The 14,414-nt window shown below is 53.8% G+C and carries 10 protein-coding genes and 1 pseudogene; 6 read left to right on the top strand and 5 right to left on the bottom strand.

Annotated features, from left to right (window positions below; translation table 11 throughout):
• Positions 1-22 precede the first annotated feature (22 nt).
• Positions 23-229: pseudogene (locus tag I6L49_RS21075) on the bottom strand (hypothetical protein).
• A gap of 191 nt (positions 230-420) precedes the next feature.
• Between I6L49_RS21075 and I6L49_RS19675 the strand changes: the two are divergent.
• Positions 421-786 (top strand): DUF2061 domain-containing protein, encoded by a 366-nt coding sequence (locus I6L49_RS19675; RefSeq protein ID WP_005343334.1) that lies wholly within the window; start codon positions 421-423, stop codon positions 784-786.
• A 185-nt stretch (positions 787-971) separates the two neighbouring features.
• A complete protein-coding gene (locus I6L49_RS19670; protein ID WP_064341585.1) occupies positions 972-1,568 on the top strand; it encodes an MliC family protein in 597 nt (198 codons plus the stop codon).
• Between the two features lie 38 nt (positions 1,569-1,606).
• Here the strand turns inward: I6L49_RS19670 and I6L49_RS19665 are convergent, their stop codons facing one another.
• Positions 1,607-2,782 (bottom strand): retropepsin-like aspartic protease, encoded by a 1,176-nt coding sequence (locus tag I6L49_RS19665; protein WP_216950197.1) that lies wholly within the window; start codon positions 2,780-2,782, stop codon positions 1,607-1,609.
• 534 nt (positions 2,783-3,316) lie between these two features.
• Here I6L49_RS19665 and rdrA point away from each other — a divergent pair.
• The 4 genes from rdrA (at position 3,317) to I6L49_RS19645 (ending at position 10,314) form a co-directional block, all read left to right on the top strand.
• Positions 3,317-6,247, top strand: a complete 2,931-nt coding sequence (rdrA, locus tag I6L49_RS19660; RefSeq protein WP_216950196.1) for an antiviral RADAR system adenosine triphosphatase RdrA — start codon at positions 3,317-3,319, stop codon at positions 6,245-6,247.
• Positions 6,247-8,949 carry an antiviral RADAR system adenosine deaminase RdrB gene (rdrB, locus tag I6L49_RS19655; protein WP_216950195.1) on the top strand — a complete coding sequence of 901 codons (2,703 nt, stop codon included), beginning with the start codon at positions 6,247-6,249 and terminating at the stop codon, positions 8,947-8,949. The genes rdrA and rdrB overlap by 1 nt, the downstream gene beginning before the upstream one ends.
• Before the next feature lie 10 nt (positions 8,950-8,959).
• Positions 8,960-9,766 carry an antiviral RADAR system accessory protein RdrD gene (gene rdrD, locus I6L49_RS19650; protein ID WP_216950194.1) on the top strand — a complete coding sequence of 269 codons (807 nt, stop codon included), beginning with the start codon at positions 8,960-8,962 and terminating at the stop codon, positions 9,764-9,766.
• A gap of 62 nt (positions 9,767-9,828) precedes the next feature.
• Entirely contained in the window at positions 9,829-10,314 is a 486-nt protein-coding gene (locus tag I6L49_RS19645; protein ID WP_216950193.1) for a GNAT family N-acetyltransferase, read from the top strand.
• Between the two features lie 123 nt (positions 10,315-10,437).
• On the opposite strand, the gene eno is transcribed toward I6L49_RS19645, so the two are convergent.
• From eno to mazG, 3 genes are all read right to left on the bottom strand, one after another.
• Positions 10,438-11,739: a phosphopyruvate hydratase gene (gene eno / locus I6L49_RS19640; RefSeq protein ID WP_005335583.1), complete on the bottom strand. Its 1,302-nt coding sequence runs from the start codon at positions 11,737-11,739 to the stop codon at positions 10,438-10,440.
• Positions 11,740-11,828: 89 nt separating this feature from the next.
• On the bottom strand, positions 11,829-13,466 hold the full coding sequence (gene pyrG / locus I6L49_RS19635) for a glutamine hydrolyzing CTP synthase (protein ID WP_005335584.1): 1,638 nt from the start codon (positions 13,464-13,466) through the stop codon (positions 11,829-11,831).
• 141 nt (positions 13,467-13,607) lie between these two features.
• The gene (gene mazG, locus I6L49_RS19630; RefSeq protein WP_216950192.1) at positions 13,608-14,405 is read right to left on the bottom strand and encodes a nucleoside triphosphate pyrophosphohydrolase; all 798 of its coding nucleotides are present in this window, start codon (positions 14,403-14,405) and stop codon (positions 13,608-13,610) included.
• Positions 14,406-14,414: the final 9 nt, after the last annotated feature.

The raw sequence follows: 14,414 nt of genomic DNA, 5'->3' as shown, positions 1-14,414 counted from the left end.
GGAGCCCCTTCCGCAGCCAGCCCTATGAGCGGGCGGGCAGATCCTGTTTCAGCGCAACCAGCAACAGGGCCAGCAGGCCAAAGGGCGGAAACAGACAGAGCAGGGAGCAGATAAGGGTGACCAGCGCCGGATGCTCGCTCTTGCGGCGCGCCAGTCGTCAGGCGATGACGCCGACGATGACCATCAGCAACGCAATGAACTGGCCAAGCAGGGTGGCATTGATATTCATGAAAGATCCTTTTTCATGGGCAAGTGTGAAGAACCTGTACTTTATCGCCTTGGCTGCGATTGGCAACCGCTGAACCGCACCGGCCACTCGCCCGTCGATAGGTTCTCTCTATTTCGGCAATAGATGAGAATAGTTTTCATTTAATCTCATTTCGGCAGATACTCTCATCATCAACAGAGGGAGCCGCCATCATGAAAAAGACCATCAGCTTTGCCATCCTGCACTTCGGTGTCGCCTTTACCGTGGCCTACCTGCTGACCGGTGAGCTGCTGACCGCCAGCCTGATCGCCCTGATCGAGCCCGCCGTCAACACGGTCGCCTTCTACTTTCATGACCTTGGCTGGCACAAGCTCAAGCCAAAGCACAGCCTGCAGGCCAAGACCAGCAGCTTCGCGGTGGTCCACTTCTCGGTGGCCTTCGGGGTGGCCTTCCTGCTGAGCGGCGAGCTGCTCACCGGTGGTGTGATGGCGATGATCGAACCGGCCATCAATACCGTGGTGTTCTTCTTCCACGAGCGGCTGTGGCGCGCCCGCAGTCAGCAACTGGCGCTGGCCTGATCAACCGGGCAACCCGCCTACCCTTTATCGCGGCCACAAAAAGCCCGACATTCCGGCCAGGAGTGTCGGGTTTTTCCGCTTTGCAGCCATTCAGCTGTGCAAGTGCGCTCAGCTCCCCTGCTGCATTGCCCTGTAGAGTGTGCTGTAGTAGGCAGATATGCCCTCCTCATTGCTGGAATCTATCGATGAACAAGACCTTGCTTGCCACCCTGCTGTTTGCCCCTCTGCTGGCCAGCGCCGCAACCCCCTCCTTTGACTGCACCAAAGCCTCCGGGTCGGTCGAAACCCTGATCTGCAAGGATGCCGGACTGGCCGCCCTTGATAACGAACTGGCGGCCCTCTACCCCAAGGCGATTGCCGCGCTCTCTCCCGAACAGCTCAAGACCGAGCGCGCCATGCAGCGCGGCTGGATCAAGGGTCGCAACGACTGCTGGAAGGGGCAGGATCTGCGCCAGTGTGTGGAGGATAACTACCTGCTGCGGATCACCGAACTGCAGATCAGCGGCGGCCAGCTGATGGTGCCGGCTCCGGTCAACTACAAGTGCGGCAAGAGCGTCACTCTCTCTACCTACTTCTATAACGATGCCAAGCTGCCCGCAGCGGTGATTAACCTGAGCGAGGGTGACAAGCAGCAACAAGTGCTCGCCTATGAAGCCCCCAGCGCCAGCGGCGCCCGTTATGAAGGGCAAAACCTCACCTTCTTCACCAAGGGGGACGACGCCACGCTGGAGCGTTACGGCCAGCCAACCCTCACCTGCATGGAAAATCCGACCAAGGGCTGAGGCTCATAGGGGCGGCTCATCTTGCCGCCCCACCTTGACTAGATGGCGATATCCAGCGGTTTTCCTTCCCGCACAATCCGCAACTTGAGCGACCCCGGCTTGCTGGTGCTGAGCAGTTCACGCACCTTGTCGATCTCGAGGGGACGATAAGCCACCCCGTTGATCTGTTCCAGAATGTCGCCGTTGGCCAGACCATAGGGGGCAAGATCCCGTTCATCGTTGTAGTAGACCTGCAGATGCTCGCCATCAAAACGCACCCCGATATTGCGCAGGGTTGGCGGCACTTTGCGCGCCAGGCTGTCGGCGTCGTAGCAGAGCATCATCCGCCCAGGCATGATCGCAAAGCGATTGAAGCGGTTAACAAAATCCAGCCCCAGACCATACTGCTCATTGCTGTTTTCCGACACGCGCAGCTCACCGAGCTGGCGCTCATCAAAGTGCAGGCCGGTGAGGATATGTTCACGCCCCTCCACCATACCGCTGGCGTCCACCCCTTTGCGTGGCATCGCATCTTCGCCAGAGATCGCCTTCTGACTCGCCATAAAGTCGATAAAGGCATGGTCGGCATAGCTCTGATCGGCCCCGGTATCCAGATACATGCGCACGCTGCTCTCGCCGTGGGTCAGATAGACGGCCGGGGAGCGGTTGTAGCTATCTTCATAGCCGATGCAACGCTCGAACATGGCAGCCGACGGTGCCGTCAGCAAAGCAGTTAGCTGATGCCTGTCGCGATCAAACACCCAGTTGAAACGGCGGATGGTGTCGATCCCGAGGATGCCATCGATACGGCTGCCAAAAGACTGGGAGAAAAGATCGAAATCAACGGTTGCCCACAGATCGCTGTCATCAATGGTGACCGACCCCACCGAGAAGGGCTGCGGCTCAACAAAGCCAAGCTGCTCGCTACCCAGTTGGCTCGACACGCTGTTCACAGTGGCAAAATCAGCCTGATAGGCCCTGGGCAATTCGCTTAAGGTCAGCGCCTTGAAGCGGCTGGCCAGACGACGATCGATAAAGGTGATACTGGCCCCGGTATCCAGCAAAAACTGGTACTGCTCACCAGCGATGGTGACGGGGATCAGGGGGGCACTTTCGTAATGCACTGTCAGCACCGGGCCGGGTGCATTGCACTTGGCGGATGAATCCGGGGCTGTGCAGCCTTGGACGACGAACAGGGCCAACATGGCCAGCGTCATTTTGAACTGCGACTTCATAACTCTCCTTCCCGATAGCAGATGCCCCCGCAACGCCACCACATAATGCTATCTTGTTGATTTATAGGTAAATAAGCTATTTCAGCGGGGGAGCGGACAATAACAAAGAGTTTTATGCTGGTTCAAGCCAGATATGACCATGAATATTCTATGGTGATAGCTCAAGAAGGGTTGTTCACGCTATCTCGGCGCGTCATCAATCGTGGGTGACACTTGATTAATTTATTGATCTTGCACAGAAATTCTAAATATTGAGTTTTCTCTCCACAGCGCCATGGTTAATATTGCCATTTGGCAACACTTGCCTCGTCGGAGTCTCCCATGAGCCATGCCAACCCCATCCCGTTGGTGAAACGCAGCAGACTGGAAGCTGAAATTCAGGGGCGGTAGCCATGCAGGATGGAATGGATAAGCGATGAAGCCCACCACGTGTCACTCAACATGTTATTCCCCTATTTAATTGCCGAATAACGATGGGTGACCATGTTAATTACAACCGTTGTCCCATAGAAATCAGCTAGCCAGGTACCGAACATGAGCCAGAACAAGCGATATATACCTCTAAATGCCGGCGAGTCCGCCGTCTTACCTGACGCCAACACCTTACTGCCACACAACGAGGTGTACGAACCGCTGGCACAGATGATTATTGAAGCCGTGAACAAGGCTAAAGCCGCTAAAGGCAAATCGCTCAATGAACTGCGTGAACATAGCGCCATCTCGATAGATGGTGCGCGCGGCACAGGTAAAACAGCTGTATTGGTTAACCTGAAAAGCTTTTTGAAAGACCAGGATGTCTTGAAAGATGTTCACATCCTCGACCCGGTAGACCCAACCCTGCTGGAAAATGGCGAATCGCTGTTTCTGCACATCATTGTCGCGGCCGTGCTGCATGACAAAGAGGTTAAAGAAGCACAAAAACAACAACCTAACAGCTCCCGCAGCCTGAACCAGACGCTGGAAAAACTAGCCCAGTCTCTAGAATCGGTCGAGACCCAGCAACAGCATCACGGCATGGACAAGATACGCGCCATGTACAGCAATAAGCTGTTGGCCGACTGCGTGCAGGATTTCTTCCGCGAAGTGCTTGGCTTACTCGGCAAACAGCTGCTGATCCTGCCCATTGATGATGTCGACACCTCGCTCAACCGCGCCTTTGAAAACCTAGAAATCGTGCGCCGCTATCTGGCCACGCCCCATGTTTTGCCCATCGTCTGCGGAGATCGTGAGCTTTACAACGATGTGACCTGGCGCGATTTTCATGGCCGTCTGACCAAAGACTCCAGCTACCGTCGCCAAGAGGCCTATAAAAAAGCCGTAGAGTTGGCGGCAGAGTATCAGCGCAAGATCCTGCCATTCCCGCGCCGTTTGACCATGCCGGAAGTCAGCCGCTATTGGCAGCAGAGCGATATCTACTTGCGTGATGATAAACAAGCCGATTTGATGCCGCTGCGCAACTTTATTGCGTGGCTGGAGATTTTTCTGACAGGGCCGGTCAATGGTCTGGGCGATAGCCAGTTGTCATTGCCGATTCCATCGATGCGCGCGCTGACTCAATTATTGAATCGGTGTCACCAACTAATACCCGCTTTACCTAAAGCCGTCAAAGAGGCTGATTCTGCCTTACAAGTCAAGCGAGCGTGGCAAATGCCGGACGTGCCTGTCAAAGCGATTGAAGAGTTTGAAAAGGAATATCAGGAACGACATAAGGACGAGAAGCGAGAGTACGGCTCTGCTTATGCAGCATTTGCTAAATTCACCAAGCCATTATCTACCACCGATACAAATGCAGGTAGGGAAAACGTAGATCGCGGGGCATGGGTATCAAGCCTAGAAAAACACTTCAAGTTTGAATCTACTGGTGGTGCTGCGTATCTGATTTTACTGGCAAGGAAACATTGGCAGCAATGGCAAGATGCCGCGGCCGGCCAACGCAGTGGCAGCGTATTTGACACACCGCTGTTCCAGCCACGTATACATGGTAATGTGAGCTATCAGCATTTTGAACGAAATCATGATCTATCTGATTGGGAAGCATCACTGAAAGAAAAATTGCCGAAAGTATGGTTTCGCGATTTGTCAGGCTTAAAAACCATCCTGCCATATCCACTGGCAGAGGTCGGTTGCAATATCAATAGAGATTTGCGAACACAGCTCACCTACAGTCGTAAAGAAAATAATCAGGACTGGCTTGCTGCGCTTGGCAGGGTCTCAGCTGGCTTAACCTCAAATGAATCGCTCTCACATGACGCTGGGTTCTTGCTGAATTTACTGGCGGAATATTACTTCTATACGCCAACGGGTCGTACTTTTGTTCTGAATATTGGGCGTGTTTTCGAACTAATTATTGCCAGCCTGCTTGGTGAGGTTGAATTAAGCGACCTGCAGCGGATTATTCACTCAGCACCATTTTTTTCTGCCAAATCACAAGTACAGGATATTGCGGTTTCAGACCAGAAAGATGTTGATGATGGGAACGAGACTGCGGAGGAAGGCAATGACGAAGATACAATAAACCCGCTCGACATGGTCCTGAGTAAACTGCAGGTGGCAATTTCGCAATGGCGCAAAGATTATGCCATTGCGGAACTAGATGTCTCGCCTTGGCTGATCTACAAGGTGTTTGAAAAGGTTTACACCATGGTTTCTAATAATGGTGATTACGGGAATGGAGAGGGTAATCTGGCCATTGCCTTGAACAAGGCAGGGTTGGTATTTTATGCTACTTGGTCGGCATTCGGCAGTTTTGAAAAAGGAAATTTATTTGGTTTACCAGAATTAGTTACTGGTATTGGTTTGCATTCAGTAAAGAATTTCGAGAGTAGTGACCATTTCAAGATGAATATTGGCCATCTTGCTCCGCATAAACAGCATCTATCTAGGGGCTCGACTTCTGCGGATGCTCGGCAGACGTTTGCTAAAGCCACTCGAACCATTTCGGGTGTGTTAGCCAGCCACCCTTTGCGTCATTTGATTATTGATCCAGTAATGGATGCTATTCCTAAACACCACTTGGATTCACAGGTAGTTGCTTTGAGAAGGGCTCTGAAAAGCGGAGCCGTCACCGATACGAAGAACAAGGGGGAGGGCACGTTCCAAAAGAGGGAGATAGGTACTCACCAAGGGGGGCTGCCGCAGGTGACTGATGGAGTTACCCACGCCAAGGAGTTCTTAATCAAAAAATTGGGAATGAGGGCTGGCGCGGAAGATACCTTTGAGAAACGTGTTCGTGAGAATGCCAAGAAAAAAACCTCAGAGGAGAAAGAAAGCATCCTATCAGAAATGCGAAATAAATTTGGCGCAGATAATTATTGGACGAAGACATTCGCTGAGATTTGTGCAAATTTGTCCCCCCAAACACAGCCTGAATCTTCTGATGAGCAGCCCGTAAGGACAGAGCAAGAACATCCATCTCAGGCGTTGACGCTAGATCAACAATCAGATCCTGATCAGGAACCTGCATAATGTTCCAGCGCACCCTGACTGAACATGCCGCCGAGTGTTTTTTCGGCGATAAAAAGTTGGCTGCATTGTTGTGGGACACATTACTCACCCCCTCGGATGCGCTGGAGTCTGACCGCTGGCATCAACTGCAAGATGATTTCTACCATTTTCTGGTAGAGGGAGTAGAGGCGCGTTATCCGCGCGAGCACCGGCTGACCGATGTGCGCCAGCTGATGGGGCGGATGCTTGATGGTCATTTGCTGCTGACCCCCACCCTGCCTTGGCTGAACGAGCTGCAACAGCGGCTATTGCAGCGCAATGGCGACTTGCTCTGCTACCGCGAGGGTGAAATTCAGGCTTATGTACGACTGGCGGCAGGGATGGATCCGACACTACTGGTCGGTTGGCACTTGGCGCTGTGGCTCGATGAGATGCCGCAGCCACAAGCGAACGATATTCGGCGCGTAGTGTCGGCACAGACTGCATTTTTCGCCCCTCCCGGCAACCCATCGCTGCCGTTTGCTGAAGGTCATGTGCATTTCTGGGGAGTCACAGCCGATAGCGCGATCCTCGATGACTATCTGCTGGCTGGGAAATCGCTGAATCTTGATGGCAAGTCGAGTCTGTGGCAGCGCGAACAACACGGCAACCTTCAGCCCCTGTTGCAGCACGCGCGGCAACGTCTGTTGTTGTTGCTGGAGCCGTGTCCTCCGGAAGATTGGCCGCAGCAATTGAAGCGACTCAACCTTGCTATGGACACACCTATCCGCAAGCCTGACTGGGAGTTGCTGGCCGCCAGCCAGCGTGCCGCAACCCTTGGCAGCGCCGATTGGTTGTTAGGCGAATTTGCATTGTCGATGAAGCGTAATGATGCCAATCGCTGGCTTTGGCTGCATGTCTATCTTTGCCGTCGTTACAGTGAGCAAGACTCGCATCCGCTTCAACGTGCAGCCATTCTGTGGTTCTGGCAGACCGTCAATCAGCTGCGTCGCAGCCTCATCATGGATGGGCAAGGGTTGACGCGTTTTGCCGAGCGTTACTATGGGGCATATCTTGGGCGTGGTCGTGATATTAAGGCCAATATCCGCCGCCTCTTGCCATCCAGTGGTGACGTTGTTGAGTTCAAATCTATGCCTGCGGGATTCGCAGCACAGCATACCCGTCCACTAATCAGAGTAATGGCGAGCAATGCAGGGCTTGGCCAACCCAAACCTCCGTATATTTTTGGCGAACATGAAATCCGTGTAGACGGTAAGGCATTTTCGTATCTGCAAAATCTGGAGCGTTGGCAATTTTGCGGCCACTTCTCACGCTCGCAGGCGCACAAAAAAAACCAGCGCCCCAAGTCGGATGGCAAAAAACTGTGGCAAGAGGCCGAAAAGCTAATGCGCAATCTGCACAGTGCTTCCGGCTGGAATGCACCCGAATTTTTAGGTGGTAAGTTGAACCCTAATTTCCATTTCCAGCCCGCCAGATGGTTTCGTGGACTGGATGTGGCGGGAGATGAAAACGCACTGAAGATCGAGTGGTTTGCACCTGTGCTGCGCTGGCTGCGCAGCGGCTTCAAATCACGGCCGGATGGCGAGCGTGCCAGCACTGGCTTTCACCTGAGCATTCATGCCGGAGAGGATTATGCCCACCCTGCGTCGGGCTTGCGCCATATCGATGAGACGGTGCGCTTTTGCGAGATGCGCGAAGGCGACCGATTGGGGCATGCGCTGGCGCTAGGCATAGTGCCGAAACAGTGGGCGGCACGTCAGGGCGAGATGATGCTGCCGCTGGATGAGCATCTGGATAATTTGGTGTGGCTTTGGCATCACGCCAGTATGCTGAGTGGAATACTGCCCTTGGCGCAACAGGTTTTACCCTTGTTCGAGCGGCGCATTATGCGTTTCTGGCGCAAGTCGCGCTGGTGGAAAGTGCCGGATTTGATGGCTAACGCAGACTGCGATGAGAAGGAGTCTGTCGATCAGACTGCCGATTTCGAGAAGGGGCCGTTGGGTCATGCGACACCTGATGATCTGTATCACGCTTGGTGGCTCCGGAGGAATTGCCATTATCGGCTGGGAATGGTTGGTGATGGCTGGCTAGTTACTTCGCAAGAGCAGTATGCCTTGCCTGATCATCAAGAGTTGAGCGAGAAACATACTCTGGCGAGTCAGCTGTATCAGGCTCGGCATGATTGGCTGGCTTCGCTGACAGAAGCACCGCTGGTAATTGTGCGCATGGGCGACGAAGCGGCTGCACATGGCGGATTTCACGCCAAAGGCATTAGCAAGGGTGATGAAAACATTCTGGAAGATGTCGATACCCCGGCCGAGCTGGATTTTATGCATGCGCTGCAAGACTGGTTGCTGACAGAGTACGACAAGCTGGGACTTATCATCGAAGCCAACCCAACCTCCAATGTCTATATCGCGCGGCTAAAATCACATGCCGAGCACCCCATTTTCCGTTGGTACCCACCTGACGAATCGGCTCTGGAGAGCGGAGCTGCAGCCAACCTTTACGGCCTGCGTCGAGGCCCCGTGCGCGTGCTGGTGAATACCGACGACCCAGGCATCATGCCGACCACATTACGTACCGAGTTCTTGTTGCTGCGCGAGGCAGCGCTTGAGCTAAAGATTGGCCGCACCGTGGCTGAACGCTGGCTGGAGACTTTGCGCCAGTTCGGGATCGAGCAGTTTCATCGTAATCATTTACCGGTGTTCGAGCCGGTTTGAGGAGAATTTAATGACAGAAAAAAATCCACCAAGGCAAATTACCAATTTTGATGAGTTAACTCAGATGTATAGCTTTCATGCCATAGCTTTAAAAAACAAGGAGCGGGAAAGCTACTGGTTACGTTATCTTTTTCGTCGGCTCCCACTGTTTTCCGGGGTTGGTCTGATTTTCTTTGGTGTGTGCTTAGTGCTAGCACTGAATAATTTGTTTAGTGGAAAAGTTGATGATTTTTTTCATAGCTTGATACTATTTGATAAGGGATATCGTGACCTTATTTTGATTGGCAGCGTTGTGTTATTGCTGTTGCGAATTTTTTTACCTCAGACGTGGTTTGTCGAAAAATATGGTAAAGAAGAAGGAGTTGAAACTAACAACGAGAGTAATACTAAAAATAAAACTCGGCGAGAAAAGTGGACTGAATATTGGGAGAAACCAATTACATTAGTGCTGATATTTAGTGCGCTGATCTCCGGTTTTTCTTGGATTATCTCCCACCCCCATGCTTTATCGTTAGGTTTGAGTATTTTTTCCGTCGTAACGTTGGGGGCTTTGCTAGCAGATCGCATGCTCGGTTTTACACGTCGCAATGAGCGCTACCAGTTATTCTCTAATCGAGCGGAAGGTCTGATTGTCGAAAGTCGCTCTTGGGGAAAAATATGCGACGAGTCTGGCGACATGATCCACTTTAATGAAAAACATCTGCTTGAGTGTGCAGCATTTTTTGAAGAATTAAGATTGGATAAACATAATGCGGCCGTGCGAGATTCATTCTATTTATTACGCCTTAAAGAAAAATTGCTGGGACGATTAATTTAAAGGAAAGCTGGACATCCACCATGCATGCATCTCTGCTGGCGTAACACATCCAAAGGAGATTTATGAAACCCGACTTAACCGGTAGGCGGATTGTACTACGCACCATTGGCCCGCAGGATGCTGCCGATCTGTTCGAGATTTATGGCAATCCTCTGACCATGGAGTTTGCCTCTGATCCCTGCTTTACCTCTCCCACCATGATGGCGCAGATGATGGCGAGCGTGGTACGGCTGGAGCAAACGGGGGAGTCACTGGAGTGGGCGATTGTCGAGCGGGAGGGCAACAAGGTGATCGGCACCTGCGGCCTGCACAGTTTCAGCGAGGCGGGCCATTGCTGCGAGGTGGGTTGCCTGCTCAATGCGGCCTATTGGCGCAGAGGGTTTATGTCGGAAGCGCTGGGATTGCTGTTCGCCCATGCCAGCACACTGGGAGTCACTCGCCTCACCGCAGATATCGATGCAGATAACGTCCGCTCTATCGCCATGTTTGAAAAGCTGGGCTTCAAGGCCCATGCAGGGCGCTATCAGCGCATGCTCCCCTTTGTCTGACCCGAGACCAGAGGCACAACCCCCTCGCCTCTCAGGCCGTTTTGGCAATGTTCAGGCATAAAAAAACCGGAACCCAAGGGTTCCGGTTTTTTTCATTCCAGCCGAGGCTGGCAAACCAGCAAATTAAGCCTGGTTTTTAACTTCTTTCAGACCGCGGAAAGGAGCTTTGGCACCCAGAGCTTCTTCGATACGGATCAGCTGGTTGTACTTGGCAACACGGTCAGAACGGCTCATGGAACCGGTCTTGATCTGGCCAGCAGCGGTACCAACAGCCAGGTCGGCGATGGTCGCGTCTTCGGTCTCACCGGAGCGGTGGGAGATGACGGCAGTGTAGCCAGCGTCTTTGGCCATCTTGATGGCAGCCAGAGTTTCGGTCAGGGAACCGATCTGGTTGAACTTGATCAGGATGGAGTTGGCGATGCCGTTGTCGATACCGCGCTTCAGGATCTTGGTGTTGGTTACGAACAGGTCGTCACCAACGATCTGGATTTTTTTGCCCAGTTCAGCAGTCTGGTAGGCGAAACCTTCCCAGTCAGATTCGTCCAGGCCATCTTCGATGGAGACGATCGGGAACTTGGTGGTCAGGTCAGCCAGGAAGTCGGAGAAACCGTTGGAGGTGAAGACACGACCTTCGCCTTTCAGGTTGTACTCTTTCTTCTCTGCGTCGTAGAACTCGGAAGCAGCGCAGTCCATAGCCAGGGTGATGTCGGTGCCCAGTTTGTAACCGGCAGCGGCAACGGCTTCAGCGATAACTTCCAGCGCTTCGGCGTTGGATTTCAGGTTCGGAGCGAAACCACCTTCGTCACCAACTGCAGTGTTGTAGCCCTTGGACTTCAGCACTTTGGCCAGGTTGTGGAACACTTCTGCGCCCATGCGAACGGCTTCTTTCAGGGTCTTGGCGCCAACCGGCTGGATCATGAACTCCTGGATATCGACGTTGTTGTCGGCGTGCTCACCACCGTTGATGATGTTCATCATCGGCAGCGGCATGGAGTAAACACCCGGGGTGCCGTTCAGCTCGGCGATGTGGGCGTACAGCGGCATGCCTTTGGCAGCAGCGGCAGCTTTGGCGTTAGCCAGGGAAACAGCCAAGATGGCGTTGGCGCCGAACTTGGATTTGTTCTCGGTACCGTCGAGGTCGATCATGATCTGGTCAACGGTGGCCTGGTCCTTGGCATCTTTACCCAGCAGAGCTTGAGCGATCGGGCCGTTTACGGCTTCGATGGCTTTCAGCACGCCTTTACCCAGGAAACGGCTCTTGTCGCCGTCACGCAGTTCCAGCGCTTCGCGGGAACCGGTGGACGCGCCAGACGGAGCGGCTGCCATACCAACAAAACCACCTTCCAGGTGAACTTCGGCCTCAACGGTCGGGTTACCACGGGAGTCGATGATTTCACGACCGATCACTTTAACGATCTTGGACATGTGTATTTCCTCAGGTTTCGTAAAAAAACAACAAAAATATGCCAAAAAAAGCGGCTGTGGCACAGTGCCCCAACCGCATTTATTTTCAATTACTTCAAATTACGCTTCTGATACTCGCCTGCCGCCTTCACAAAACCGGCGAACAGAGCGTGGCCATCACGGGGAGTAGAGGTGAACTCCGGGTGGAACTGCGCAGCCACGAACCAGGGGTGATCCGGGATCTCGATGATTTCCACCAACTTCTTGTCGGCGGAGAGACCGGTCACTTTCAGACCTGCCGCTTCAATCTGCGGCAGCAGCTTGTTGTTGACTTCGTAACGGTGACGGTGACGCTCGTAAATGGTCGGGCTGCCGTACATCTGACGCACCTTGGAATCTTCGACCAGGTGGCAGAGCTGGGAACCCAGACGCATGGTACCGCCCAGATCGGACTTCTCGGTACGGGTCTCGACGTTGCCCTCTTCATCCACCCACTCGGTGATGAGGCCGACGACCGGATACGCGCAATCTTTCTTGAATTCTGAGGAGTGAGCCCCTTCCATGCCCGCTACGTTGCGAGCGAATTCGATCATGGCAACCTGCATGCCGAGGCAGATACCCAGGTAGGGGATCTTGTTCTCGCGGGCATACTGGGCAGCCAGAATTTTGCCTTCCACACCGCGCTCACCGAAGCCACCCGGCACCAGGATCGCGTCCAGACCTTCCAGCAGCTCGGCGCCACGGGTCTCGATATCCTGAGAGTCGATGTACTTGATGTTGACGGAGTGACGGGTCTTGAGACCACCGTGCTTGAGCGCCTCGTTGACGGACTTGTAAGCGTCCGGCAGGGAGACGTACTTGCCGACCATACCGATGGTCACTTCACCAGTCGGGTTGGCCTCTTCGTAAATAACCTGTTCCCACTCGGACAAATCAGCTTCTTTGCACTCCAGACCGAAACGCTCGGTGAAGTAGGAGTCCAGATTCTGGGATTTCAGCAGTGCCGGGATCTTGTAGATGGAGTCGACGTCTTTCATGGAGATGACGGCGCGCTCGGGCACGTTGCAGAACAGGGCAATCTTGGCGCGCTCGTTGGCCGGAATGGCACGGTCGGAGCGGCAGATCAGCACATCCGGCTGGATACCGATGGAGAGCAGCTCTTTGACGGAGTGCTGGGTCGGCTTGGTCTTCACTTCACCGGCCGCAGCCAGGTAAGGAACCAGCGTCAGGTGCATGAACATGGCGTTGTTGCGGCCCACTTCGGCGGCCAGCTGACGAATGGCTTCGAGGAACGGCAGGGACTCGATGTCACCTACGGTACCGCCCACTTCGACGATGGCAACCTGATGGCCTTCGGCACCGGCAATAACCCGCTCTTTGATGGCGTTGGTGATGTGCGGGATAACCTGAATGGTGGCGCCCAGATAGTCACCACGACGCTCTTTACGCAGTACGTCGGCGTAGATACGTCCGGTGGTAAAGTTGTTGCGACGGGTCATCTTGGTGCGGATGAAACGCTCGTAGTGGCCCAAATCCAGATCGGTTTCGGCCCCGTCCTCGGTTACGAACACTTCACCATGCTGGGTCGGGCTCATGGTGCCCGGATCCACGTTGATGTACGGGTCCAGTTTCATGATGGTCACATCCAGACCACGGGCTTCCAGAATGGCTGCCAGAGAAGCTGCGGCAATGCCTTTGCCGAGGGATGAAACAACGCCACCAGTAACAAAAATATATTTGGTCGTCATGCTGAACCTGAAAGAAGTTTAGGGAATTTTAAGGGGTGCTTCGGGGATGAAGCAGGACGGGGAAACAGTATACCAAAAACCCCTCTCCCAAACAATGAGCAAAAATCTATCAGGCTCACCGCCCCCCCATCTTGCGCCAAATCAACTTTGCTCGGTTTCCTTCGCCTTATCCCAGGCGGCATCGAGCTTTTCGAGGGTGCAATCGGTCATTTTCAAGCCTTCTGCGGCGATTATCTGCTCAACCTGACGAAAACGACGTTCGAACTTGGCGTTGGCGCCTCGCAGTACCTGCTCCGGATCCTTGCCCAGATGACGCACCAGATTGACGGTGGCAAACAGCAGATCGCCGAGCTCGTCGCTCACCCGCGCCTCGTCCACATCGGCCATCAATGCCTCTTCCATCACCTCGTCGATCTCTTCGTGGATCTTGTCCACCACAGGCCCCAACGTCTTCCAGTCGAATCCGACGGTGGCGCAGCGTTTCTGGATCTTGGCGGCGCGGGTCAGGGCAGGCAGCGCCTGCGGGATGTCGTCCAGCACGCTATCTTTGTCGAGGGCCGCTCGCTCCTTGGCTTTTTCTGCTTCCCAGTTCGCTTTTACCGCCTGCTCGTTGGAGAGATCTGCATCGGAAAAAACGTGGGGGTGACGGCGAATGAGTTTCTCGCTCACCGTATCGACGATATCGGCGAAGTCGAACAAGCCCCGCTCTTTACCCAGCTGGGCGTAAAACACCACCTGAAACAGCAGGTCACCCAACTCCCCTTTCAGCCCCTGCCAATCTTCGGTCTCGATGGCATCGGCCACCTCGTAGGCCTCTTCCAGGGTGTGCGGCACTATGGTCTGGAAGTCCTGTTTCTGATCCCAGGGGCAGCCGTTTTGCGGGTCACGCAAACGAGCCATGATGTCGAGCAGTTGGGGCAGATCGTAACGTTGGGACATGAGATATTC

This window comes from Aeromonas sp. FDAARGOS 1419 (assembly GCF_019047045.1).
Lineage (GTDB): Bacteria > Pseudomonadota > Gammaproteobacteria > Enterobacterales > Aeromonadaceae > Aeromonas > Aeromonas veronii.
The sequence above is the reverse complement of the archived record's forward strand: the minus strand, read 5'-3'. Positions and strand labels throughout refer to the sequence as shown.